24 protein-coding genes and 1 pseudogene are annotated in these 23,193 nt (G+C 59.2%); 15 read left to right on the top strand and 10 right to left on the bottom strand.

The window, feature by feature from the left end:
* Nucleotides 1-157: 157 nt before the first annotated feature.
* The 4 genes from fabG to RFN30_RS03075 all read right to left on the bottom strand — a co-directional run bounded on the left by fabG (nucleotide 158) and on the right by RFN30_RS03075 (nucleotide 3,329).
* Nucleotides 158-895, bottom strand: a complete 738-nt coding sequence (gene fabG, locus RFN30_RS03090) for a 3-oxoacyl-[acyl-carrier-protein] reductase (RefSeq protein ID WP_320260652.1) — start codon at nucleotides 893-895, stop codon at nucleotides 158-160.
* Nucleotides 896-899: 4 nt separating this feature from the next.
* Nucleotides 900-1,172 carry a type II toxin-antitoxin system RelB family antitoxin gene (relB, locus tag RFN30_RS03085; RefSeq protein ID WP_320260651.1) on the bottom strand — a complete coding sequence of 91 codons (273 nt, stop codon included), beginning with the start codon at nucleotides 1,170-1,172 and terminating at the stop codon, nucleotides 900-902.
* A gap of 36 nt (nucleotides 1,173-1,208) precedes the next feature.
* Nucleotides 1,209-2,147, bottom strand: a complete 939-nt coding sequence (fabD, locus tag RFN30_RS03080) for an ACP S-malonyltransferase (RefSeq protein ID WP_320260650.1) — start codon at nucleotides 2,145-2,147, stop codon at nucleotides 1,209-1,211.
* 210 nt (nucleotides 2,148-2,357) lie between these two features.
* Nucleotides 2,358-3,329: a hypothetical protein gene (locus RFN30_RS03075; protein ID WP_320260649.1), complete on the bottom strand. Its 972-nt coding sequence runs from the start codon at nucleotides 3,327-3,329 to the stop codon at nucleotides 2,358-2,360.
* A 152-nt stretch (nucleotides 3,330-3,481) separates the two neighbouring features.
* On the opposite strand from RFN30_RS03075, the pseudogene RFN30_RS32355 reads away from it, so the two are divergent.
* Nucleotides 3,482-3,661, top strand: a pseudogene (locus RFN30_RS32355) (helix-turn-helix domain-containing protein); the annotation flags it as partial.
* 284 nt (nucleotides 3,662-3,945) lie between these two features.
* On the opposite strand, the gene RFN30_RS03070 reads toward RFN30_RS32355, so the two are convergent.
* On the bottom strand, nucleotides 3,946-5,034 hold the full coding sequence (locus tag RFN30_RS03070; RefSeq protein ID WP_320260648.1) for a GTP pyrophosphokinase: 1,089 nt from the start codon (nucleotides 5,032-5,034) through the stop codon (nucleotides 3,946-3,948).
* Nucleotides 5,035-5,164: 130 nt separating this feature from the next.
* Here RFN30_RS03070 and RFN30_RS03065 point away from each other — a divergent pair, with 130 nt between their 5' ends.
* From RFN30_RS03065 to RFN30_RS03050, 4 genes are all read left to right on the top strand, one after another.
* Nucleotides 5,165-5,719, top strand: coding sequence for a recombinase family protein (locus RFN30_RS03065; protein WP_320260647.1), 555 nt, complete (start codon nucleotides 5,165-5,167; stop codon nucleotides 5,717-5,719).
* Entirely contained in the window at nucleotides 5,719-5,919 is a 201-nt protein-coding gene (locus RFN30_RS03060; protein ID WP_320260646.1) for a hypothetical protein, read from the top strand. Before RFN30_RS03065 ends, RFN30_RS03060 begins: the two co-directional genes overlap by 1 nt.
* Before the next feature lie 657 nt (nucleotides 5,920-6,576).
* Entirely contained in the window at nucleotides 6,577-6,867 is a 291-nt protein-coding gene (locus tag RFN30_RS03055) for a hypothetical protein (RefSeq protein ID WP_320260645.1), read from the top strand.
* Nucleotides 6,818-7,513 (top strand): YlcI/YnfO family protein, encoded by a 696-nt coding sequence (locus tag RFN30_RS03050; RefSeq protein WP_320260644.1) that lies wholly within the window; start codon nucleotides 6,818-6,820, stop codon nucleotides 7,511-7,513. Before RFN30_RS03055 ends, RFN30_RS03050 begins: the two co-directional genes overlap by 50 nt.
* Nucleotides 7,514-7,517: 4 nt before the next feature.
* On the opposite strand, the gene RFN30_RS03045 is transcribed toward RFN30_RS03050, so the two are convergent.
* The 5 genes from RFN30_RS03045 to RFN30_RS03025 form a co-directional block, all read right to left on the bottom strand.
* The gene (locus RFN30_RS03045; RefSeq protein WP_320260643.1) at nucleotides 7,518-7,892 is read right to left on the bottom strand and encodes a hypothetical protein; all 375 of its coding nucleotides are present in this window, start codon (nucleotides 7,890-7,892) and stop codon (nucleotides 7,518-7,520) included.
* An 84-nt stretch (nucleotides 7,893-7,976) separates the two neighbouring features.
* On the bottom strand, nucleotides 7,977-8,372 hold the full coding sequence (locus tag RFN30_RS03040; RefSeq protein ID WP_320260642.1) for a hypothetical protein: 396 nt from the start codon (nucleotides 8,370-8,372) through the stop codon (nucleotides 7,977-7,979).
* 75 nt (nucleotides 8,373-8,447) lie between these two features.
* Nucleotides 8,448-8,798 (bottom strand): hypothetical protein, encoded by a 351-nt coding sequence (locus RFN30_RS03035; protein WP_320260641.1) that lies wholly within the window; start codon nucleotides 8,796-8,798, stop codon nucleotides 8,448-8,450.
* Between the two features lie 253 nt (nucleotides 8,799-9,051).
* Nucleotides 9,052-9,822, bottom strand: coding sequence for a hypothetical protein (locus tag RFN30_RS03030; RefSeq protein WP_320260640.1), 771 nt, complete (start codon nucleotides 9,820-9,822; stop codon nucleotides 9,052-9,054).
* 336 nt (nucleotides 9,823-10,158) lie between these two features.
* Entirely contained in the window at nucleotides 10,159-11,940 is a 1,782-nt protein-coding gene (locus RFN30_RS03025; RefSeq protein ID WP_320260639.1) for a recombinase family protein, read from the bottom strand.
* Nucleotides 11,941-12,156: 216 nt separating this feature from the next.
* On the opposite strand from RFN30_RS03025, the gene RFN30_RS03020 reads away from it, so the two are divergent.
* From RFN30_RS03020 to RFN30_RS02975, 10 genes are all read left to right on the top strand, one after another.
* The gene (locus tag RFN30_RS03020) at nucleotides 12,157-14,085 is read left to right on the top strand and encodes an LTA synthase family protein (RefSeq protein ID WP_430698545.1); all 1,929 of its coding nucleotides are present in this window, start codon (nucleotides 12,157-12,159) and stop codon (nucleotides 14,083-14,085) included.
* 325 nt (nucleotides 14,086-14,410) lie between these two features.
* Nucleotides 14,411-14,902 carry a 30S ribosomal protein S6 gene (gene rpsF, locus RFN30_RS03015; RefSeq protein WP_320260637.1) on the top strand — a complete coding sequence of 164 codons (492 nt, stop codon included), beginning with the start codon at nucleotides 14,411-14,413 and terminating at the stop codon, nucleotides 14,900-14,902.
* Nucleotides 14,902-15,150, top strand: coding sequence for a 30S ribosomal protein S18 (gene rpsR, locus RFN30_RS03010; RefSeq protein ID WP_006203718.1), 249 nt, complete (start codon nucleotides 14,902-14,904; stop codon nucleotides 15,148-15,150). Before rpsF ends, rpsR begins: the two co-directional genes overlap by 1 nt.
* A 211-nt stretch (nucleotides 15,151-15,361) precedes the next feature.
* Nucleotides 15,362-15,946, top strand: coding sequence for a 50S ribosomal protein L9 (rplI, locus tag RFN30_RS03005; protein ID WP_320260636.1), 585 nt, complete (start codon nucleotides 15,362-15,364; stop codon nucleotides 15,944-15,946).
* A 260-nt stretch (nucleotides 15,947-16,206) separates the two neighbouring features.
* On the top strand, nucleotides 16,207-17,490 hold the full coding sequence (locus RFN30_RS03000) for a cyclopropane fatty acid synthase (RefSeq protein WP_320260635.1): 1,284 nt from the start codon (nucleotides 16,207-16,209) through the stop codon (nucleotides 17,488-17,490).
* A 282-nt stretch (nucleotides 17,491-17,772) separates the two neighbouring features.
* On the top strand, nucleotides 17,773-18,096 hold the full coding sequence (locus RFN30_RS02995) for a YnfA family protein (RefSeq protein WP_320260634.1): 324 nt from the start codon (nucleotides 17,773-17,775) through the stop codon (nucleotides 18,094-18,096).
* A 1-nt stretch (nucleotide 18,097) separates the two neighbouring features.
* On the top strand, nucleotides 18,098-19,060 hold the full coding sequence (locus RFN30_RS02990) for a small ribosomal subunit Rsm22 family protein (protein ID WP_320260633.1): 963 nt from the start codon (nucleotides 18,098-18,100) through the stop codon (nucleotides 19,058-19,060).
* A 234-nt stretch (nucleotides 19,061-19,294) separates the two neighbouring features.
* On the top strand, nucleotides 19,295-20,785 hold the full coding sequence (locus RFN30_RS02985; RefSeq protein WP_320260632.1) for a replicative DNA helicase: 1,491 nt from the start codon (nucleotides 19,295-19,297) through the stop codon (nucleotides 20,783-20,785).
* A 251-nt stretch (nucleotides 20,786-21,036) separates the two neighbouring features.
* Nucleotides 21,037-22,455 carry a DNA repair protein RadA gene (gene radA, locus RFN30_RS02980; protein ID WP_127427362.1) on the top strand — a complete coding sequence of 473 codons (1,419 nt, stop codon included), beginning with the start codon at nucleotides 21,037-21,039 and terminating at the stop codon, nucleotides 22,453-22,455.
* A gap of 27 nt (nucleotides 22,456-22,482) precedes the next feature.
* On the top strand, nucleotides 22,483-23,160 hold the full coding sequence (locus RFN30_RS02975) for a CvpA family protein (RefSeq protein ID WP_320260631.1): 678 nt from the start codon (nucleotides 22,483-22,485) through the stop codon (nucleotides 23,158-23,160).
* Nucleotides 23,161-23,193 lie beyond the last annotated feature (33 nt).

Below are 23,193 nucleotides of genomic sequence, written 5' to 3'. Positions count from 1 at the left end.
ACCTTGGTCGGTCAGGCTGTGTTGAGATTCAGGTCAGGCCGAGCTGAAGATGTGGCTTTCGAGAACCGGAGCGGAGCGGACATTCGGGGGGCCGTGAGCACCGCAAGCGCAGAAAGCCACTGTTTGCAGGCCGGCATTACCTGAATCTCAACACAGCCTAAATCATCGCCATGCCGCCATTCACGTGGATGGTCTGGCCGGTGACGTAAGCCGCCTCATTGGAAGCGAGGTAGGCGACAGCCGAGGCGACCTCGGCGCTGGTGCCCATGCGCCTGGTCGGAATCGCGGCCATGATGGTCTCTTTCTGCTTGTCGTTGAGCTTGTCGGTCATGGCCGATTCGATGAAGCCCGGGGCGACGCAGTTGACGGTGATGTTGCGGGTGGCGATCTCCTGCGCCAGCGACTTGGAAAAGCCGATCATGCCGGCCTTGGAGGCGCAGTAATTGGTCTGGCCCGGATTGCCGGTGACGCCGACCACGGAGGTGATGTTGATGATGCGGCCATGGCGGCGGCGCATCATCGGATGGGTGAGCTCGCGGGTGAGCCGGAACACGGCGGTGAGGTTCACCTCGAGCACTGAATCCCAGTCGGCATCCGACATGCGCACGAACAGGCCGTCCTTGGTGATGCCGGCATTGTTGACCAGGATGTCGACGCCTTCGAGGTCGGCTTCCGCCTTCTGGCCGAGCGCCTTGACCGCGTCGCGGTTGGTCAGGTCCGCCGGAAACAGCTTTACGCGGTCGCCGAACTCGCCGGCCAGCGCTTCCAATTTCTCGACACGGGTGCCGTGCAGGCCGACGATGGCGCCCTGGCTGTGCAGCACCCTGGCGATCGCCTCGCCGATACCTCCCGATGCGCCGGTGACGAGCGCCTTGCGGCCGGTCAGTTCGAACATTTCTTCAACCTCTCTCTTCCGGACGCCGCGGGAGCGGCCCTCGTTCCGTATACGTCATATTGTCCAGGCCATGCCAGAAGTCCTCTGCGCTCACGACGCGCTCTTCGCCACGCGCGATACGTTCCACCACCTCTGCGGCCAGGTAATAATCCTCAAGATCTTCCAGTCCGCGCTCAACAAAATCGCGTATGCACTGAGCTTTGCTTTGGCCGGTTTTCGTCGCCAGACTTTCGATGCGTCGCTCAAGTTCGGGAGAAAGACGGATCGATATAGGCATGGCCGCACCTGTCGATAGAAGTTCCAGTTTTCCCGCCTATAAGACCGCCAGCGCCGTTTCGACCTCCGCGGCCGTGCCGATGGCCCCGGTGACGATATCGCGGTTGATGCGCCGCGCCAGCCCCGACAGCACCTTGCCGGCGCCGACTTCGTAGAGCGTCGCCACGCCGTTGGCGCCGAACCATTCCACCGTCTCGCGCCAGCGCACACGGCCAGTTATCTGCTGGACCAGACGGCGGGCGATCTCGTCCGGATCGCTGGTCGGGGTCACGGTGACGTTGGAGACGACGGGGACCACTGGCGCGGTCTTCTTCACGCCGGCCAGCGCCTCGCGCATGATCTCGGCCGCCGGCGCCATCAGGGCGGAATGGAAGGGGGCGGAGACCTGCAGCATCAGCGCCCGCTTGGCGCCCTTTTCGGTGCAGAGCTTTGCCGCGCGCTCGACCGCCGCCTTGGCGCCGGAAATGACCAACTGGCCGCCGCCATTGTCGTTGGCGACCTGGCAGACGGCGCCCTGCGCGGCTTCCGCACAGGCGGCTTCGACATCGGCCTGCTCCAGCCCGATGATTGCGGCCATGGCGCCCTGGCCCGCCGGCACCGCCGCCTGCATGGCGTTGCCGCGGATGCGCAGCAGCCGCGCGGCATCGGCGACCGACACGAAGCCGGAAGCGGCAAGCGCCGAATATTCGCCGAGCGAATGGCCGGCGACGTAAGACACCTTGTCCTTCAGCGAAAAGCCGCGCGCTTCCAGCGCCCTCAGCGCGGCAAGCGACACCGCCATCAGCGCCGGCTGGGCGTTGGCCGTCAGCGTCAGGGCTTCTTCCGGTCCTTCCCAGATCAGCTTCGACAGCTTTTCGCCAAGCGCATCGTCAACTTCCTCGAAGATGCGGCGCGCCTCGGGAAAAGCATCGGCAAGGTCCTTGCCCATGCCGACGGCCTGGCTGCCCTGTCCCGGAAAGGTGAATGCGACGGCCATCTTAGCGTCTCCAACGGCTTGTTTTTCCCAGCCTCTGGCGCAAGGCGGACGGCCAAGTCAAGCCCGCGGGGACCAATTCAGCGCCTATTTCAACCGGGAAACCGGCCGATTTCCCTGTTCCAAAAGGCTTTTTGGCGATCACACTCCATGAATCAATTTGCCGCCAGATCTTTTAGCAAAACTCACCATTCGGGATCGGCGACCAGACAGCTACCTCGGTGCAATTTTTTCGAACCTAAATTTATAGGCAGGACTGACCATCGAGGGCTCTTCCAGCAGATTGGTATCCGCAAGCCCACTGACATCCGATGGGTAAAAATGTCCCGAGAAAACGATTGTTTGGCCGACCTCCAACCCCAACAGGGTTTGATACAAGCTCGAATCGGCGGTTATGAAACTTCCGTCCTCCGGCTTGGTTCTCTCCGACGACCCAAGCGTTTCTGCGGTCTGATTCAGAATTCCGTTCACCATTGAATCCGGATTGTCCAATAAGCCGCCGGAGCCAATTCGAATTTCCTCTCCAACCTCAACGGAAAGCGATGCCCAACGGCCGCTCACCCGATCAACTTTGGACACTTTCCCTACCCAGTTCGAGACCGAACCATCTTGGCTGAACGCTTCGAGCTTTTTACCCCTTTCCTGCACGAGCGTGGATTTTAGCAGGTCGTTCTGCGAAGCCTTGTATCTCTCCCGAAATTCGCTGTTGATTGCGACAAATCTCGCTTCCTGATCAGGAATGACCGGCTCAGATTGAACGTTTTGGACCGGATTGGACTGGACCCCTGCCGTGCTGGTTCCTGCGTCGGTAACGGCCTCGTTCCCTGCTGCGAATTTGGTCGAGTCACCATTGAAGTTGATGGCGAGGTGCAGCAAATACAGCCCGCCAACTACAACCACGAGCCTGACCAGAAACTTCGAGCCAAATTTGGCTTCGGGCGCCCGGGCACCCGAACTTTTTGAATTCGGAGGAAACATCAAAGCTGACACGGCCCTCTCGAATTCCTTTTTGGTCAGCGTCTTGTCTGATAGCAGCCCGTACAGCTTTTCGATTTCCTCAGCGATTTCCACGTGCCTGCCACTGAGAAGTTGCGACTTCACACTTTCGTACCCCTTGGCCGAGATAATTCCCCTCCCTCTGAGAGCCGAAAGACGAGTCAGTTCGTCGGCTTTATCTGCGCTCATTCCCTTCCCCCAAGCCATCGTCACCACCCGACTTAAATAGCCAATGAAAGTGAGAATCTCAACGGAATTTCCGTAACTTATTACGCCTCACATCGGGATTTGACGGACGTTGTTCGGTTCACCGTTTGAAGCAGGCAGCGCAATGCTGCCTCATGTCAGCGAACACAAATTTCGGTACGATTCTGAGAGAACTCCGCAACTTGCGAGAGCTTACGCAAGAGGATTTGGCGCTCCGGACTGATAGGTCAGTTGACGCCGTGTCCCAGTGGGAAAGGGGCGTATATTGGCCAAATTTCGAGACCCTCGTGCGTCTCGGGAAGGCGCTGGATGTCCCTGTTAGGGTTTTCTTTCAGGAAGGCGATCTGGCTCAATCCGAGGAGCGAGCCATGCTTGAAATTCAAGCCGGCGTGATCCTCGCCGGCCTTAGTGACGGCGATCTGCAGGTCGCCATTGAGCAGCTAAAGGCGTTAGCAAAACGAAGCCCATCGGCGTCATAGATTGAATTGGTCGACTCTCCTCTCCTCGACCATCCGGCGATCCGTCCTCCAATTTCGGTTTCCGTCGCAGTCGCATGTCCGAGCCTTAAGGCCAAGAGAGCGATCCGATCATCCTCAACCTATTTTCTTACACGCTTTATTGTTTCCGAAATTATCTCTCGGGTATTGTTCACATACGGAGTGTTCTTCAGCGCCGCATCCGCCACCGCATCGTTATCTGAAAAACAGAGGAGTAACCTTACGATCCCGTACTTCGTATATTTCTTGACAAGACCTCTTTTTGCGGCCTCCGAGGCAAACTCAGAGAATATCTTAGGAGCCTTGCCTGCAATTTCACTGATGAACTGACTCAACTGCCTAACGTTCGTGATTCCAATAAGGTTAAGTAGGTCGATTAGATTACCTAACGTTTTGGTAGCTTGATCTGAGGACAATTCAATATTGCTTGCTATCTTTGCATTGTCCGCCTGCTCCCATATGCGCTCCAACTCCTTGCTTTGTTGGACAAAAACTTCTAACGAATCCTTGTTTATGTCAGAAGATGGATCCCCCTGCTTGAGTTCATCGCTGTATAGCTTTCTCAGCTCTGCAACCTTAAGATCAATGTCAGTCAGGTTACTATCAGCATCCTCAAGCTTTGCGCTAACTAAGAACAACTTCCTTTTTATCTCCTTTGGTATTGCAGACTTTGTATTGTAACGTAGCTTGCGGTCCAAAACGGCCCATGCATGCTGAAGGACAGTTCTCACCTGAACTTCAGCCTTTAGATGAACAAAATTGGCGTTTTCCGGTAGTTTATTCCTAATATCGCTTAAACCCAACACATAGTGGACAGAGAGGTAGCCGAACCTGTCGCTTTCCATTGTTTTCCGTTTGTCAACGGAATTTTCGTTGTCGATATTGAAGTTCTGCTCAAGAACCCTACATATATTTTCCACATCTCTTTCATAAAATGTGACAATTCTCAGACCGGATAGATCGGTTATGTCGCCAAGAGATTTATATTTTCCCTCTTTCTCCGGACGATTTAGCTTACCAACAAGGCTTTCAATTGTCTTTGTTCTGCTTTCGATTTGCAGATATTCAGTTCCATTTACTTCAAAAAGGGTTTCAAGAAGTCGCTTGAGGACGCTCGTATAGGACTCATAGATCGGGCGGCTCTGAACGAATTGAGCCAGTATGTCGTCCACCCCATCGTTGGCTGCCACGATTTCCTCCAAATAGGCCCTGCTCTTGTGGGACGGACCATATCGGTTCCTTTCAGTCCCACAAGAGTTCCATTGACTTTTTGGGAATTTTATCCCACAATCTCTAAGAGGCTATTGGGAAGGAATTTGGATGTTTGTAGGCTACGCCAGAACCAGCACGATTGAGCAGCAGGCCGGCTATGAAGCGCAACTTCGGGATTTGAGATTGCAGGGCTGTGAAAAGGTTTTTGGTGAGCAGGTTTCTTCCGTCAATTCCAAGCGCACGGAACTTGAAAGCGCTATCGAGTTTGTTCGGGACGGAGATACCTTGGTTGTTACCCGCCTCGATCGCCTCGGTCGCTCAGTTGGCGACGTTCACAACATCGAAGCCCGACTGGCTGCAAAGAAGGTCGGTCTGAAAATTCTGGACCCGGCGATTGACACTACCTCGGCGACAGGCCGGCTGATGATGAACTTGCTGGGGTCAATTGCTCAGTTCGAGCGAGAAATCATGCTGGCGAGGCAGCGTGAGGGCATCGCTAAGGCCAAGGCTGAGCACAAGTTCCTTGGCCGGGTGCCCACCGCCCGCCGGAAGTCGGATGCCATCTGGTCAATGCACCACGCAGGGAAGAAGCCGGCAGAGATCGCAAAAGCGCTCGGCGTTGGCCGCTCCTCGGTGTACCGGATTTTGGCTGAGGCCGCTTGATGGCTCAAACTGCGATAAGGCTCCTTCTGGAGCAGTTGCCGGACGACGCCAGGGCGTGGATCGGCAATCTTCCCCTGCCCGCCCGTGCTGAGATCGACAGGTTGCTGAAAGAGACCGGAGTTGAGAATTTCAAAGCCCACTGGCGAGAACACAAAGCCGATCTTGACGAACTGGAACGTAGCTTCACCCTCAAGCCCTGATACCGGACAGAGGTGTTATCGTCAGCGGTTCAAAATCGAAGGACTGCTATTCGAATTCTCAGCGACACATGGCGGTCCCGTTGCCTTCCGAGTAATCGGCGGGCAGACACCGTTAAAGGCCTTCTCGGGTGGCTCGTGGGCAGACTGGGACGATGAATGCGTCCAGTTCACTGGTAGTGGCTACTTCCGGAACGGATTTCCCGTGCTGCGGCACGTGGTGTCACTCACAACCGCATGGGTTTCTCGTGAAAAGCCCTACGGGTTCCACTTCGAGGCGACCGATGACCGGAAGCATCGGATTTATGGCCGTCTCCTCGCCCGGTACGGCATGTCCACGAAGCAGTTTCCCTACACGCACTTTATGAGTGGCAAACAATTCTGGTTCGTTCGTCGAGATGCGCAGCCCATATAGCGCTGTCATTACGTGCACGACGGGCTAAACCTCGAAATTTTATTCCTGTTCGGCAGAGAAGAAAGCAATAATATTTCGCAAAGTCGCACAACAATTCGAGATACATACTGATGGTTAATCGTAATACGGCTGATTTATAAGAAAGCTCTCCCGTACGACGTTACCAGCGCCAAGCGCTTTATGATGAATATTTTTGAAAGGCATTAAGCCACCAACTCTATAACCTCGTCCAAAGAAAGAAATAAATGAACTTTCAAGATACCACTTATACCTCAAACGATGATAGCTGTCAATGTAACGAACCAAGAATTGATATTGCCAAAAGTGCATTTGGAATTGATGGAGACGAATTTTATATAGACCAGTTGATTAAATCATCCAAACTCCAAATGGAGCACATCATAGAGCGAAAAAATAGAAGCTCGTATAGGATTAGACTTGAAATTGCCGTGAGAGAACTCAATACTCTTGCAAAAAACATTACAATTGTCACCGAAGAATTGCAAGCTACTGATTTTTCTCCGCTCGATGATTAACGTCCGTCTCGACCCCACCACGCACAACGCCCTTGCCGCACTGGCAAAACGATCCGCTTCTGGAAACACCAGCGCCTTGGTCCGAAAAATCTTCGAAGACCATTTGGCCAAGGCCGGCACCGGCATAGCCAAGGAACTCATCCTTGGCGAAGTGCAGAAGCACGACATGACCCAATTCGTCACGATTTCTTTCGTAGCAGCAAACGATCCGGAGGCCGCCTACCGGCGACTGTCTGGAAAAACCAAGGAGGGGGTAATGCCATTCGCTGTTTCCGAGAGGGACCGCCCGACAGGTGATCGCCTCGTGAGAGCCTATTTCTCCGCCATGCGCAGAAAATTTGGCTCCGACGGAAAGCTGCCGGCGTTGGGCGTCTGTGAGACGGTCAAAAAGAACGGCATTGATGACACCTTCCTTCACTATCACTGCCTCCTTGCCGTTCCCTGTGTCAAAGAGAGCCTCTTTCAGCAGGCATCGCAGGATTTCTGGACGAAGATTGGAAAGCGCCATTTTGGCGCTCCCATAGCGTGCAAGGTCGAACCAGCGATTTCCAAGGAAGCCGTCGCTCGCTATGCGTTGAAAAACGTTGACGAGAACTACCCTATCGATTCGATCATTATGGTGGGGTTTGATCGAGCGCCCGGTTGACACCTTAGAAGCCATTGAAGCCGCCAGCACCGTCAGAACGCCACATACGGCCCTCGATACCGGGGCCGAAGCCGTTGAAGCCACCGGCTCGGTCGGAGCGCCACATTTGACCGTCGATGCCCGGTCCAAAGCCGTTAAATCCGCCTTGGCCATCGGGGCGCCACATTCTTCCGTCGATGCCGGGTCCAAAACCGTTAAAGCCACCGGCACCGTTGGAACGCCACATCTGCCCGTCGATGCCCGGTCCAAAGCCATTATAGCCACCGGCTTGGTTAGATCGCCACATCTGTCCATTAATGCCCGGACCGAAGCCGTTGAAGCCATCACCCGCCGCCCTCCACATAGCACCGGAACCTCCTTCGAAAAGAATGACTGTCAATTTACCCTCCTGCCGAAAACATGATCGTCGTTCGAGATTCAAATGGTGCTAAATCTTCACCCCCAGGGGAGATCGCTTAACCCATCAACACCCGTTAAGCGCACGTATCTTGCTGATCAGCGTCTTGCCGTACTGGTATGTGGTCTGCACTTCTGCCTTGCCTTGGCAGGTCGACCCATCAGCTCGGGCGTATGCGTAAGCGACGGTGACCTTATCTGCACCACGCCGTGAAATCGCCTGGAGTTGCAGCGGAGAAGAAAGCCCGCCGAAATAGGAATGGATAGACGCCTCGTTGAAGGGGCCAATTCCACGCTTCTCCGGCACGACAAGTGCGGATGCGGAAACCCCATCGGCATTAGATAGCGCATTGTAGAAGGCGGCGGCGACCTTCATAGGATCGTAAGGCGCTGGAGCGGTCTGCGTCACCACCGTTGCTGGCCCACCGGCCTGTGTTTGATAAGTGGCGAATTGCACGCCCAATTCGCCCGCCTTTTCCCCAGATAGCCAAGCCATCCCCTCAGGCGGCGCAGAGGTGATAAAGACAATCGCATCCTGCTAAAGGCCGAGTTGGTTCAAGTAAGCGCCTATTAAGGCGTTCCCGACACCGGTCTCGCTGGGAGTTCCATCCTTGACAATATACGAGGCGTGGAAGCCGATGTTGGCGGTTTGGCCTGCCAATCGTGGCGTACCAGCAAGCCACGCCAGAGCACACGCAGAGGCGCAAAGGGTGTCGCTCGCCACGGCGGTAGAAAACCCCCTGAGCCTAATGGATCTTCCTATTTCAAGGGCTGGCAAGACGGCCCCGCCCTCGCTGTTGAGAACGACAATCGCTTGGCCGGTCGTGGCGGCCACTTGGTTGAACTGGAGATCGTCTTGGGGCTCGATTACGCCTGTGATCGTGATCAAGTCGGGCGAACCCGCCGCCTGGGGCGGCCCCTTTTCGATAGCCGCCGCAGTTGCCTGCCCCGCCAACAGCGTTGCCGCAAGGCACCACAACAATCTGCCCACTTGATCCCCCCTACCCATGAAGCTTTGCATTCTGCCAGAGCCGCAGTTTAGGGCAAGACAAGCGATTGAAGGATCGATCAGCGAATATGGTGGTCACGAGCGTTGAGCCAATGATCTGCTCTTCCAAACCACCGATCGACTAAGCCGAGAGCTAAGAAGCCGCTTCAATCTGTGGCAGAACTTCCCTTTCAAACTTTTCCGCCTTTTTCGCCATGATAGCGTAGCGCTCCGGTTCCGCCTTCTTAATGTGGTTCAAGAACGCCAATTCCTTGTAGTAATCCCTGTTTGAAAAAATTTTCAGCGTAAGGGCCGGAAAGATCGCAACAACAATGTTTGCAGCGATTAGGAAAAAAACGAAAAACAGGATAATACCGACAACCATGGCCATCATGAATGACAGGAATGGGTTATCAACGGCAAAGTTGATAACCGGGTACATCGGGTTTCCTTCATCTACCGACTGGTTTGTTCTGATGGGAATTGGCCTATCACCCACAGCAACCAAAATCTTGGACGCTGGATCGATTCCAAACGAACCATTATAGCCATCAGACACACCTGAAATTATTATCACGTCACCGGGGTTCAAATTGAATATTTTATCCCCGGAAAGTATCTCTACCCGTCCATCATATTCCGCCAACACCATGCGGAAGTCTGATGTTCTCACCAGAACATCCTTATAGATGCGATCACCGTTGTTCCTAATTTCATATTTTTGGACAACATAAACCGCTGTGTAATTGTCGGGAGATGCTGGAATAAGCATCTTGTTTCCGCTGTTCATCGGAATGCCGACAATGCTTCGCTGAACGTCCAGAGCGGGAATTTCTGGCCTGCTCCCGAAAAAGTAATAAGTGAGCGCTGCCACGATAAGCGCACTGGTAACGGACGTGACCACGGTAGCAACGTGATTTTTCATGGTGATTCCCTCAAAGCCAATGCGGGGCCAATATAGGCGAAATCGGCTATCTACTAATTACCGATGTGTAGAATTTTTAGAATTCGGTCGTGGCGACATGCAAAACTGTCAACCCAAGTTTCCGATTCGAAAAGCATTCCTTCAACGGGCCAAGGCCACCGCCAGACCATTGGGTAAAGAAAAGGGCCAGAGAACCGCCAGCCCTTGCCAAGATCGAGAATGAAGTGCTGTTAGCTGGTGCGTCTGGCGATGATGCGCCGCACTGTCATGCTGGCAGAGCCGGTGGAACCGGCCAATGGCGCAATGTGTTTGTAGGCACCAAACGGGCACCGTCTATCAAGTCTTGATCAATTCCCCAAACTTCTCAATGACTCCCCTCACCTGTTCCCGCTGTTCATCGGTTCGGGCGTTATCGATGGCCCATTTAATTTCTTTGGTGATGTCACCAATCATGTAATCACGCATATCTAAAGCCGTCTCTTTGTCCGCTGGAATGATATCAACGCCACCATGCGCACCAGTGACCGCATAGGGCTTCTTGGCGTTCGTGTAGTCCACATGCACGGTACGGGTTGCACCGCCCGCAAAGTGAACTGTGAAGCTCGAACCGAACTTAGATGAACTGTCACGTTTGAGCGTCACAGAGTCCACAATCGTCCTGATGTGTTCGGCCACCTTCTTACGCATCGTGGCGTCCTTGGGTATCTCCACCGGTAGCAATTCGTTGGATGCCCTACGCTCTGCCTGTACCCGGTTCCTGTCTGACTCCAGCGCCTTTATGCGTTCGATGATGGCATTGATCTTTTTGCGATTGTTTTTGATGCGCTCTCTGTAGATCGGTTCCACTTCCCTATCTTCGTCAATGGCTTTCAGGTAGGAATCTTCCACCTTCATCAGATTCGAACGCTCACCCTGTAGGCTCTGCAAATCGGTTGTGATTTTATCCTGCGTCGAACCCGAACCACCATGGATGATGGTGTTAAGGTCAATCTCATTTACGAACGACATGAAGGCAGTTTCAAACACATCATAATTCCATGGCTTGGCGCTGCACTTGTTGATTCCGCCCACGCACTTCAACTGCAATGGCCGGTTCGGTGAACGCCTGTTCCTGCCGTTTTTGATGGTCATGGACTCACCGCAAACCGAACATTTGGCGATGCCCTTAAACAGGTTGTGGTAATGCTTCCCATTCCTGCCACGTGCCGTGTTGTGGCGTTTGGTTCGTGCTGCCTCTGCCCGGTAAAAGTCTTCCTTCGGTACGATCACCGGGAACGCTATCCATGGCTCACCGTGCTTCGGGTGGTATTCCCCGAAAACAGCCTTGTAACGAAGGATGCAAGCAACGCTGGTGACGGTCCAGAAGTTTGAACGGTTCTTGATCGACTTGCGCTTATGCAGTGACAGAGGCGGCACACCAGCTTCATTCAGCGTTTGGGCAATGGCGTTCAGACCAACACCCGAAATGCATAGGTCAAAGATGCGCTGGACAATGACCACCTTGGCGTCATCTTCCTGCAAATTCCCATTGGCGTCTTCATAGAGCCATGAAGGCGGGTTGCCCGGTACGTGCTTGCCCTTCTCACGGGCCTTTTTCGTCCTGCCTACCCATGACTCCCTGATGCGTTCAGACCGCTTCACAACCTCTTCATGGGCCATGGCCATTTTCGTAATGGAAATTATCAGGGTGCTTATGTCCAACTGCCCTGCCCGATATTCCTGCCCATCCATCAGGGTCACGATGTTGACACCCGAGTTGATGATTTGCAGGAAGATCGCCAATGCCTCTGCCGGGGTTAGGCGGCTGATGCGATCAAGGGACTCTACCAGCAAATAAGTTCCCTTTGGTATCCTGCCTTCCTGAATGGCGGCTAGAAAAGCTCCAAGCGCACCGTCCTTAACGTTCTTGCCTTTGAAGGCAGAGACACCGGCATCCACCAGTTCGTGAGCCAATCGGACGTTGGGATGCGCTGCCAACCACTCATTGGTTTTGCTGGTTTGACGCCGCAATGAGTCACCTTCACCCTGAATGGCCGATGACCACCTAAGGTAGGAAATGGCGACTGTTTCAACATTTTCCCTATATGAATGAGAATGTAAAATATCCAGCTTTTTCATAGGCTTCCACCGATCCTTGATCGCATATGGGAAGCCGGTTCGGTCAAACAAGCTCCCTGTCGGCAGAATTTTTACTTGATCACACCTGATGAAAACCGCTCACGAATCGTTTGCTGGCTCTTCTTATTTCCGCCACAGGCGCTAGCTTTGCGTGACATTTCGATGACAGTGGCGTGACGCGTGTGGAAGACGCGTAACATGGGCCGGGGAAGCGACGTGGCAAGGATCAGGAAAGGCGCGGCCAAGCCCGCGCCGCAATTTTTGGAAGACGATCCGTCCACCGGCTATCTGCCGGGGCGGAGATGGCCGATCGTCCGCTACGGTCTCGCGACGCTGCTTGCCTCCGCCCTTCTGGTGTTCGCCATCGAATGGATCGTGCGCGGCGATTTCTTCGGCACGGTCGACTTCTTCCTGCAGCCGTTCAAGCCCGGCTGGACGACCATCATCCTCTTTGCGCTGGTGCTGATCGGGCTCGACGCCATACTCGGCCGCAGCCATCAGAGCCTGATGATCGTCGCGCCGCTGACGTTGGCACTGGCTTTTGTCGGTCACCAGAAATCGCACTATCTCGGCGATCCGCTCTACCCGACCGATTTCCTCTATGCCCGCCAGATCATGGCGCTGATGCCGCTGCTGGTGCGCGAGCGCCCCTGGACGGCGGTATTGCTTGCGGCGGCGCTCGTCGCCAGTCTGACGCTGCTCGTCTATGGCTGGCGGCTCTGGCGCCGGCGCGTGCCGATCCTCAGCCGCAAGGGACGGCTGGCGCGGCTGACGCTGACCGTGCCGCTGCTCGCCTTCTTCGTCTCGATCATGGACTACGCCACCTTCTCGTGGACGCGCGACAGGCTGCAGATCATCCCGATCATGTGGGACCAGAAGGAGAACTATGCCTCCAACGGCTTCGCGCTCGCCTTCGCGATGAACGTGCCGATGGCGCATGTCTCGGCCCCGCCCGGCTATTCCGACAAGACGATGGACGCGATCGCGCGTCCCGAGGTCGCCGCCTCGATGCCGGACCAGAAGCCCGACATCATCGTGGTGATGAGCGAATCCTTCTGGGATGCGACGGAACTTCCCGGCATCAGCATCAAGCCCGATCCGATCCCGACGGTGCGCGCGCTGCGCTCGGGCTCGATGTTTTCACCGGAATTCGGCGGCATGACCGCCAATATCGAGTTCGAGGCGCTGACCGGCTTCTCCAACGCCTTCCTGCCGGCGGGTTCGATCCCTTACCAGCAATATGTGCGCACGCCGACGCCATCGCTGGCGACCTTCCTGAAGAGCGAAGGTTATAGGGCGCGCGCCATCCACCCGGGCACCAACTGGTTCTGGAACCGCGGCGCCGTCTATGCCGATTTCGGCTTCAACGACTTCCGCTCGGAAGAGACGCTGCCGCCGATGGAGAAGCGCGGACCGCTCGCTTCCGACGCGGCGATGACCGACGAGATCATGCGCGAGGCCGATGCCAGCGAGGATCCGGTGTTCCTGTTCGCGGTCAGCCTGCAGAACCACGGCCCTTACGAGCCCTACCGCTATTACAATCCGACCCATGCGGTCGACGCGCCCATCAGCAGCTGGGCGCGTGAATCGCTGCTCTCCTACGCCGAAGGCTCGGCCGATGCCGATCGCGGCCTGCAGCGGCTGATCGAGTGGGCAAAGAAGCGGGAGCGGCCGACCATCGTCGCCTTCTTCGGCGATCATCTGCCGCCGCTCGGCCCCGTCTATGTCGAGACCGGCTTCCTCAAGGACAATGTCGCGCCGCGCAAGGAGCCGACGCCGGAGGCCGCGCTCGAGCATCACGACACGCCGCTGATCATCTGGTCGAACCGCTCCGGTCCGGTGGAGAACCTGGGCTCGGTAAGCCCGGCCTTCCTGCCTTACCATATCCTCACCACGGCAGGGATCACGCACCCCTACTACACCGGCTTCCTCGGCGCGCTGCGCGAGCGTTACCGCGTGGTCGACCGCAACATGCTGCTGTCGCCTTCCGGCGAGGCGACGCCCGACTGGGCGAGGCAGAAGAAGATCGATCCGCAGATCAACGATTTCCGGCTGATCCAGTACGACATGATGTTCGGCAAGCGCCGCGTGGCGCCAGACTTCTTCCCCGAAACGGTCGCCCCGCTCGTCGCCCATACCAGTTGAGCCTGGCACCATTTTCCGCAGGCGCCGGAGAATCCGGCCCTGCGGCATTGTGGAATCGTCGATCATGGCTCCCTCCCTTGCCTTCCTGGAGAATTGCTGTATAGACGCCGGCAATCTGCCGGTCCTTGCTGGGGGCTGAACGGAGGGCCGTGGCTTTTCGAAGCCACGTCATGAAGCCAGAAGCGCTTTTGGCCTCCCGTGTCTCCGCTCTCGACCGTCTCGTGATGCTCCTTTCTTCCCCGCTCCTTCGCGATCGGGTCAGACAAGTTGCAGAGGCTTAGCCGCGAGGGCCGGTAAGAGAAACGAAGAAAGGCAGAAAAACATAATGGCTCTTTACGAACATGTGTTTCTTGCCCGGCAGGACCTGTCGCAGCAGCAGGTTGATGCGCTTGTCGAACAGTACAAGGGCGTCATCACCGCCAATGGCGGATCGGTCGGCCGGATCGAGAACTGGGGACTGAAGTCCCTCACCTACCGGGTCAAGAAGAACCGGAAGGCTTACTATACGCTGATGGACATCAACTGCCCGCCGGCCGCGCTCAACGAAATGGAGCGCCAGATGGGCCTGTCCGAGGATGTCCTTCGCTTCCTCACCATCAAGGTCGAAGCGCATGAGGAAGGCCCCTCGGCGATGATGCAGAAGCGCGAGGAGCGCTCGGAACGCGGCGGCTTCGGCGACCGTGACCGTGGCGACCGAGGCCCGCGCTCGTTCGGTGATCGTGATCGCGGCGACCGCGGCGACCGTCCGCCGCGCAGCTTCGATGGCGAGCGCGGTCCGCGCCGTCCGCGCGAAGCCGTTGAAGGGGGTGCAGAATAATGGTCGACATCAACCAGATCCCGACCCGGCGTCCGTTCCATCGCCGCCGCAAGACCTGCCCGTTCTCCGGCGCCAACGCCCCGAAGATCGACTACAAGGACGTGCGTCTCCTGCAGCGCTACATTTCCGAGCGCGGCAAGATCGTGCCGTCGCGCATCACCGCCGTCAGCCAGAAGAAGCAGCGCGAGCTCGCCAAGGCGATCAAGCGCGCCCGCTTCCTCGGCCTGCTGCCCTACGTGGTTCGCTGATATTTTCGAGCGGGCGGCTTGCCGCCCGCTTCCTTCCGGCCGTGACGGGCACGACCGGTTCGAGCATCAAATCCCGAGTTGAGGCCATAAACCTCTAACTGCCGCGACAGGCAGGACAGCGACACCGGCGGCAACGCCTCTTTGCTTCCTGACCTGTTCCGAACCATCGGCGCCGATCGCGTATCGGCTGCCCACACGAAGGAACGAAACCATGGAAGTCATTCTCCTCGAGCGTATTTCCCGCCTCGGCCAGATGGGCGACACCGTCAAGGTCAAGGACGGGTTCGCCCGCAATTTCCTTTTGCCGCAGGGCAAGGCGCTGCGCGCCAACGAAGCCAACAAGAAGAAGTTCGAGGGCCAGCGCGCCCAGCTCGAAGCCCGCAACCTCGAGCGCAAGTCGGAAGCCTCTGAGATCGCCGAGAAGCTCGACGGCAAGAGCTTCATCGTCGTGCGCTCGGCCGGCGAGACCGGCCAGCTCTACGGCTCGGTGTCGACCCGCGACATCGCCGAACTCTTGACCGCGGAAGGCTTCACCGTCAGCCGCAACCAGATCGAGCTCAACCAGCCGATCAAGACCATCGGCCTCACCAATGTGGCGATCGCGCTGCACCCGGAGGTCGAGGTCACCGTGACGCTCAACGTCGCCCGTTCGGCCGACGAGGCGGAGCGCCAGGCCAAGGGCGAGACGCTGACGACGGCCGAAGCCATCTATGGCGAGGACATCAACGACAACGCCCGGCCGGAGAACTTCTTCGACCCGAGCGCCGAGTTCGAAGGCGGCGAAGACAACGCCTGATCGGCCACGCCGGAGAGCCTGCTCCGGTCGCTTCGATGTTCAATAAGTACTGGACTAATGCCCGGGCACACGACCCGGGCATTTTTATGCCAAATGGAACTTTTCGAACCCCTATATCTTGAGGCAGACTACAGCGTCGCGCGTCCTTTGGACGCACAAATGACGCCATAGTACCTGTGACTTTGCGCAGGACCCTCCCGAAACCGTCGCCGATTTCGGGTCATACGCGAAGTCAGTCTGACCCTGAGGGACATTTGGTCATGAACATCCTGTTGAAGCGCATTCTCGACCGCCTGGTGCGGGTCGGCAATCTCAAGGTCACCGGGCCGACGGGCTCGACAGTTACTTTCGGCGATGGCAGCGGCGAGCCCGTGCACATGCACATCAAGACCACGCATGCCGAGCGCGCCATCAGCTTCGATCCGATGCTGGCCGTACCCGAGGCCTATATGGATGGCGAGCTCGACATCCTCGAAGGCGGCGTGCTCGGCATGATGCGCATCGCCTTCCAGAACATGGGCAGCGGCGGCATCGACGCCACCTGGTCGAGGGCGATCGAGGGCCTGCGCCACGCCTTCCGCCGTTTCCAGCAGATCAACACCGCCGCGCGCTCGCGCCGCAACGTGCAGCGCCACTACGATCTGTCAGGCGAGCTCTACAAGCTCTTCCTCGATGAGGACATGCAGTATTCCTGCGCCTATTTCGAACAGCTCGACATGACGCTGGACGAGGCGCAAACCGCCAAGAAGCGGCACATCGCCGCGAAGCTCAGGCTGAAGGCCGGCCAGACCGTGCTCGACATCGGCTCCGGCTGGGGCGGCCTCGGCCTCTATCTCGCAAAGGCCTTCGACGTCGACGTGCAGGGCGTGACGCTGTCGACCGAACAGCACGGCGTCGCCACCGACCGCGCGCATGCGCTGGGCCTGCAGAACCGGGTGCATTTCGAACTCAAGGACTACCGCGCGCTCAATGAACGCTTCGACCGCATCGTCTCGGTCGGAATGTTCGAGCATGTCGGCGTCAATCACTACCGCACCTTCTTCGACAAGGCGGCTACGTTGCTCAAGCCCGACGGCGTGATGCTGCTCCACACCATCGGCCGCTCAGGCGTGCCGTGGGCGACCAGCGCCTTCGTTCGCAAATACATCTTCCCGGGCGGCTACATCCCGGCCCTTTCCGAAGTGATGCCGGCGATCGAGAAATCCGGGCTCGTCGTCACCGACATCGAGGTTCTCAGGCTGCACTATGCCGAGACGCTGAAGCACTGGGGCATGCGGTTTGCCGCCAACCGCGACAAGGCCAAGGCGATCTATGACGAGCGCTTCTGCCGCATGTGGGAGTTCTACCTCGCCGCCTCGGAGGCCGCCTTCCGCTGGCAGGACCTGGTGATCTTCCAATTCCAGATCGCCAAGAAGAACGACACGCTGCCGATGACGCGCGACTACATGGCCAAATGCGAGAAGGCGCTGGAGCTGCGCGATCTCGGCCACCAGGAGCCGGCAAAGCCTGCCGCCAAGCCTACCCGCCGCAAGAAGGTGGAATAGAACGGCGCTCGCGATCAACAAGAAAAAGCGACCAGCGTCGTGTTCCTTCGCGCCCCCCTCTGTCCTGCCGGACATCTCCCCCTGTTGGGGGGAGATTGGCGACTTCGGCGACGGCGCCCTTTCTGCAACGCTGGTGATTGACGAAAGCCGGCGCGACACCTGATCTCCCCCTTGTGGGGGAGATGTCCGGCAGACAGAGGGGGGCGCTGTCCCGCCAACCCTGCCACTTGCCATCCCCGCCCCGTCTTGTGACAAGTCCCGGCAAACGATACCGGTTCTGTCATGACCTACCTGATCTACATCGCAGCCGCGCTTGCCGAGATCGCCGGCTGCTTTTCGTTCTGGGCCTGGTGGCGGCTGGCGAAGTCACCGCTCTGGCTGGTGCCAGGCCTGGTGTCGCTGGCGTTGTTCGGCTTCCTGCTGGCGCTGGTCGAGACGAACGCCGCCGGCCGCGCTTACGCCGCCTATGGCGGCATCTACATCGCCGCCTCATTAGCCTGGCTTTGGCTGGTCGAAGGCGTGCGGCCCGACCGCTTCGACCTCGGTGGCGCCGCGCTCTGCATCGTCGGCGCTTCGGTCATCCTGCTCGCACCCAGGGGCGCCTGAGATGGAACTGCCCGCCCCACTCCGGCAAGGCGTCGACAGCCTGCTCGAGAAGGTGCCGCTGCCGGTGCTGAAACAGGCCGCGAAAAAGCTTTCCGAGCGCTATCGCGCCGAGCTGCGCGACGGCCGCCTGCACATGGCGGAGGATATGGCGGTGAAGGCCTACCTGGCGACCAGGCTGCCCGCCACCTATGCCGCGGTCCGCGCCTGTCTCGACGCGCTGACCGATGCCCGTCCCGATTTCCAACCGAAAGGCCTGCTCGATATCGGCGCCGGCCCGGGCACCATGCTTTGGGCCACGGCTGATGCCTGGCCTGAGCTCGAACGGGCGGTTCTGGTCGAGGCGAGCGCCGCGGTGCGCAAGGTCGGCCAGTCGCTGGCCGCCGGCGCGATCGCCGCCCGCACCGACTGGCTTGCCGGCGACGCCACCATCGATCTCGACGGTCTCGAGCCCGCCGACCTCGTCAGCTCGGCCTATGTGCTGGACGAGATCGCGCCGGCCTCGCTGCCGAAGCTTGTCGACCGGCTTTGGCGGTTGACGGCCGATACGCTGCTCATCGTCGAGCCCGGCACGCCGGCCGGCTGGCAGCGCATCCTTGCCGCGCGAACGCAGCTCATCGAAGCCGGCGCGCATGTCTCGGCGCCTTGCCCGCATGAAGCGCCCTGCCCGCTCGCGCCACCCGACTGGTGCCACTTCTCGCGGCGTGTCGCCCGCTCGCGCCTGCATCGGCTGGCGAAGGACGCCGATGTGCCCTGGGAGGACGAGAAATTCATCTATCTCGCCGCTTCGCGTCATCCCGCGCCGGCGCGCGCGGCGCGGGTGATCGCGCCGCCAAAGACGGGCTCCGGCAAGGTCGTGCTCAAGCTTTGCCGGCCTGACGGCCATGCCGGCGAGCGCCTGCTCAGCAAGCGCGACGGCGGCGTCTTCAAGGCCGCACGGCGGGCGGACTGGGGCGACTCCGTATAGTGAGTCGGCGCGCAGTCCAGAACTTGATTCTGTTCTTTATTTGTTCTATTCATTCCGGCGAATCACAACCGAGTCAAATGGATTCAGGGCGCGGGAATTTTGTCCTGTGGACGGTTTGCCGTTCCTGTGAACATTGGGCACCAAAGCTGGTTGAGCCGAGGAGTGTTGCAGATAAGTCAGCACGGATTTGTCCAGTTCTGATATCGAGAAGCCGGGATCGAAATCGGGGACATCATGGCAGAAGCAGCGCGCAAACTCGGCGTGGCGGAGCAACCGCTTTATCGCGAGGCACCGAACAACATCGAGGCCGAGCAGGCGCTGCTTGGCGCCATGCTGGTCAACAACGACGCCTTCTACCGCGTTTCCGATTTCCTGAAGCCCGCGCATTTCTACGAACCGCTGCACCGCCGCATCTTCGAGGTGGCGGCCGAGCTCATCCGCATGGGCAAGATCGCGACGCCGATCACGCTGAAGACCTTCCTGCCGGCGGAAGAGAAGGTCGGCGACATGACGGTGGCGCAGTATGTCGTGCGGCTCGCCGTCGAGGCGGTCACCGTCGTCAACGCCACCGATTACGGCCGCGCCATCTACGATCTCGCCACGCGCCGGGCGCTGATCACCGTTGGCGAGGACATGGTCAACATCGCCTATGACGCGCCGGTCGACATGTCCCCCTCCGACCAGATCGAGGACGCCGAGCGGCGTCTTTTCGAACTGGCGGAAACAGGCCGCTACGATGGCGGCTTCGAAAGCTTCAACGATGCGGTCAAGACCGCCGTCGACATGGCCAATGCCGCCTATATGCGCGACGGCCACCTGTCGGGTATCTCAACGGGCCTGCGCGACCTCGACCGCCGCATGGGCGGCCTGCAACCTTCCGACCTGATCGTGCTCGCCGGGCGCCCGGGCATGGGCAAGACCTCGCTTGCCACCAACATCGCCTTCAACATCGCCGAGGCTTACGTCCCGGCGCAGCAGGCCGACGGCACCTTCAAGGCGGCCAATGGCGGCGTCGTCGGCTTCTTCTCGCTGGAAATGTCGTCGGAGCAGCTCGCCACCCGCATCATCTCCGAGCAGACCGAAATTTCGTCATCGAAGATCCGCCGCGGCGAGATCACCGAGATGGACTTCGAGAAGCTGGTCGCCTGCTCGCAGACGATGCAGAAGATCCCGCTGTTCATCGACCAGACCGGCGGTATCTCGATCGCGCAGCTCTCCGCCCGCGCGCGGCGGCTGAAGCGCCAGCGCGGCCTCGACCTCATCGTCATCGACTATATCCAGCTGATGCAGGGCTCGAGCGCGCGCGCCTCGCAGAACCGCGTGCAGGAGATCACAGAGATCACCACCGGGTTGAAGGCGCTGGCCAAGGAGCTCGGCGTGCCGATCATCGCGCTCTCACAGCTGTCGCGTCAGGTCGAAAGCCGCGACGACAAGCGCCCGCAGCTCTCGGACCTGCGCGAATCGGGCTCGATCGAGCAGGACGCCGACGTGGTGCTGTTCGTGTATCGCGAGGAGTATTACCTCAAGAACCGCGAGCCGAAGCTCGGCACCGACGAATACATCAAGTGGGAAAACGAGATGAACGAGGCACGCGGCAAGGCCGAGTGCATCGTGGCCAAGCAGCGCCACGGACCGACCGGCACCGTCAGCCTCGCCTTCCACGGCGAGTTCACGCGGTTCTCGGATCTGGCCGAGGAGCATCATCTGCCGGAAAGGTTCGAGTAGGCGCGTGTTCGTGACCGCACCACAAATGGCGGATGATCGCGCTCTACGGCGCCCCCCTCTGTCCTGCCGGACATCTCCCCCACTTGGGGGGAGATTAGCCGTCATCCGCGCCGGCACTTTATCCTGCGATGTTCAAAATTGGCGAAATCCCTCGCGAAGTCTGATCTCCCCCCTTGTGGGGGAGATGTCCGGCAGGACAGAGGGGGGCGTGAAGGAACGCTACGCTCGCCGACAGGCGAGAAGGTAACAGCGTGGCCAAGTCGCGCGTCCAATTCATCTGCCAGAATTGCGGCTCGGTGCATCAGCGCTGGGCGGGCAAATGCGATGCCTGCGGCGAGTGGAACACGCTGGTCGAGGAAGGCACGGCTGGCGGCATCGGTTCGGGGCCGGCGAACACGCGCAACGCCCGCAAGGGTCGCGCCGTGGTGCTCACCAGCCTTTCAGGCGACATCGAGGATGCACCGCGCATTGTCTCCGGCATCGGTGAGCTCGACCGCGCTACCGGCGGCGGCTTCGTGCGCGGCTCGGCGCTGCTGGTCGGCGGCGATCCCGGCATCGGCAAGTCGACGCTGCTCACGCAAGCGGCCGCCGCGCTCGCCTCGAAGGGCCACCGCATCGTCTATGTCTCGGGCGAGGAGGCGGTCGCGCAGATCAGACTCCGCGCGCAGCGCCTGGGCGTCGCCTCGACGCCGGTCGAGCTCGCCGCCGAAACCAATGTCGAGGACATCCTCGCAACGATAGCCGACGGCAAGCGGCCGGACCTCGTCATCCTCGATTCCATCCAGACGCTGTGGACCGACCTTGCCGATTCGGCACCGGGCACCGTCACCCAGGTGCGCGCCGCCGCGCAGGCGATGATCCGCTACGCGAAATCCACAGGCGCGGCGATCGTGCTCGTCGGCCATGTCACCAAGGAAGGCCAGATCGCCGGACCGCGCGTCGTCGAGCATATGGTCGACGGCGTGCTCTATTTCGAGGGCGAGGGAAATCATCATTTTCGCATCCTGCGCACCGTGAAGAACCGTTTCGGGCCGACCGACGAGATCGGCGTCTTCGAAATGTCGGACAAGGGGCTGCGCGAGGTCGCCAATCCGTCGGAGCTGTTCCTCGGCGAGCGGCACGCGAAATCGCCCGGTGCGGCGGTTTTCGCCGGCATGGAAGGGACGCGGCCGGTTCTCGTCGAGATCCAGGCGCTGGTCGCGCCCTCCTCGCTCGGCACGCCGCGTCGCGCCGTCGTCGGCTGGGACGGCGCGCGGCTCTCCATGGTGCTGGCCGTGCTGGAAGCCCATTGCGGCGTCCGCTTCGGCCAGCATGATGTCTATCTCAACGTCGCCGGCGGCTACCGCATCTCCGAGCCGGCGGCCGATCTCGCGGTGGCCGCGGCGCTCGTTTCGTCGCTCACCGGTCTTGCCCTTCCCGCCGATTGCGTCTATTTCGGCGAAATCAGCCTTTCGGGCGCGGTGAGGCCGGTTGCGCATGCGCAGCAGCGCCTCAAAGAGGCCGAAAAGTTGGGTTTCGGAAGCGCGGTGCTGCCGCTCGGCAGCGAGGAAGTCGTTGGCGGTAATGGGGCCGGGGGAATCGCGGCCGGCGCTTTCCAGCCCACCGAGCTTGCCGACCTCGTGGCGCGCATAGCCGGCTCACGGCGCAGCCGCGCCGATGAGGAGGAGTGATGCGGCTCATGATGTGGGGCGAAAGACATGCCGATTACGCTGCTTGATGGAATTCTCGTCGGCTTCACCCTGGTCTCAGCAATGCTTGCCATGGTGCGCGGCTTTTCCCGTGAGGTGCTGTCGGTGGTTTCCTGGGCAGCGGCTGCGGCGGCGGCTTTCTTCTTCTACAAGCCGGTCCTGCCTTACGTTCAGCCCTATGTCGACAACGACAAGATCGCCATGGCAGCAGCAGCCGGCGTCGTCTTCGTCATCGCGCTGATTGTCGTCTCCGTCATCACCATGAAGATCGCCGACTGGATCATCGATTCGCGCATCGGCGCGCTCGACCGCACGCTCGGCTTCCTCTACGGCGCGGCGCGCGGCATTCTGGTCGTGGCGGTGGCGCTTCTGTTCTTCAACTGGCTGGCCGGCGCCAAGGCGCCCGCCTGGATCGCCAACGCCAAGTCGCGGCCGCTGCTGGAGACGATCGGCGCAAAGCTCGAAAGCGTGCTGCCCGAGAACACGGAAGAGCTGGTCAACAAATATACGCATAAGGGCACGCCTCAGGCTGGCGCGCCGGCGACCACCGACCAGCCAGCGGCCGAACCGCCGGCCGGCGGCGAGGACAATGCGCCGGCGCCCGACGACAGCGAAGGCGAGGCGCCCGCCGACAACGAGCCGGCTCCAGCGCCTGCCCCGGCTCCCGCTCCGGCGCCGGCAAATTGAAATTCAGGCCAGCGCCAACGCTGGCCTGAAGCA

The organism is Mesorhizobium dulcispinae, assembly GCF_033977345.1.
GTDB lineage: Bacteria > Pseudomonadota > Alphaproteobacteria > Rhizobiales > Rhizobiaceae > Mesorhizobium > Mesorhizobium dulcispinae.
This window is presented reverse-complemented; position numbering and strand designations above follow the sequence as displayed.

What these genes read in the sequence shown, in the direction of transcription:
- RFN30_RS02985 (WP_320260632.1), top strand. Translation starts at nt 19,295, where the DNA reads ATGGCAGAAGCAGCGCGCAAACTCGGCGTGGCGGAGCAACCGCTTTAT.
- rpsR (WP_006203718.1), top strand. Translation starts at nt 14,902, where the DNA reads ATGGTCGACATCAACCAGATCCCGACCCGGCGTCCGTTCCATCGCCGC.
- RFN30_RS03055 (WP_320260645.1), top strand. Translation starts at nt 6,577, where the DNA reads ATGAACTTTCAAGATACCACTTATACCTCAAACGATGATAGCTGTCAA.
- RFN30_RS02990 (WP_320260633.1), top strand. Translation starts at nt 18,098, where the DNA reads ATGGAACTGCCCGCCCCACTCCGGCAAGGCGTCGACAGCCTGCTCGAG.
- RFN30_RS03075 (WP_320260649.1), bottom strand. Translation starts at nt 3,329, where the DNA reads ATGAGCGCAGATAAAGCCGACGAACTGACTCGTCTTTCGGCTCTCAGA.
- RFN30_RS02975 (WP_320260631.1), top strand. Translation starts at nt 22,483, where the DNA reads ATGCCGATTACGCTGCTTGATGGAATTCTCGTCGGCTTCACCCTGGTC.
- RFN30_RS03025 (WP_320260639.1), bottom strand. Translation starts at nt 11,940, where the DNA reads ATGAAAAAGCTGGATATTTTACATTCTCATTCATATAGGGAAAATGTT.
- fabD (WP_320260650.1), bottom strand. Translation starts at nt 2,147, where the DNA reads ATGGCCGTCGCATTCACCTTTCCGGGACAGGGCAGCCAGGCCGTCGGC.
- fabG (WP_320260652.1), bottom strand. Translation starts at nt 895, where the DNA reads ATGTTCGAACTGACCGGCCGCAAGGCGCTCGTCACCGGCGCATCGGGA.
- RFN30_RS03000 (WP_320260635.1), top strand. Translation starts at nt 16,207, where the DNA reads ATGAACATCCTGTTGAAGCGCATTCTCGACCGCCTGGTGCGGGTCGGC.
- rplI (WP_320260636.1), top strand. Translation starts at nt 15,362, where the DNA reads ATGGAAGTCATTCTCCTCGAGCGTATTTCCCGCCTCGGCCAGATGGGC.
- RFN30_RS03065 (WP_320260647.1), top strand. Translation starts at nt 5,165, where the DNA reads ATGTTTGTAGGCTACGCCAGAACCAGCACGATTGAGCAGCAGGCCGGC.
- RFN30_RS02995 (WP_320260634.1), top strand. Translation starts at nt 17,773, where the DNA reads ATGACCTACCTGATCTACATCGCAGCCGCGCTTGCCGAGATCGCCGGC.
- relB (WP_320260651.1), bottom strand. Translation starts at nt 1,172, where the DNA reads ATGCCTATATCGATCCGTCTTTCTCCCGAACTTGAGCGACGCATCGAA.
- RFN30_RS03030 (WP_320260640.1), bottom strand. Translation starts at nt 9,822, where the DNA reads ATGAAAAATCACGTTGCTACCGTGGTCACGTCCGTTACCAGTGCGCTT.
- rpsF (WP_320260637.1), top strand. Translation starts at nt 14,411, where the DNA reads ATGGCTCTTTACGAACATGTGTTTCTTGCCCGGCAGGACCTGTCGCAG.
- RFN30_RS03060 (WP_320260646.1), top strand. Translation starts at nt 5,719, where the DNA reads ATGGCTCAAACTGCGATAAGGCTCCTTCTGGAGCAGTTGCCGGACGAC.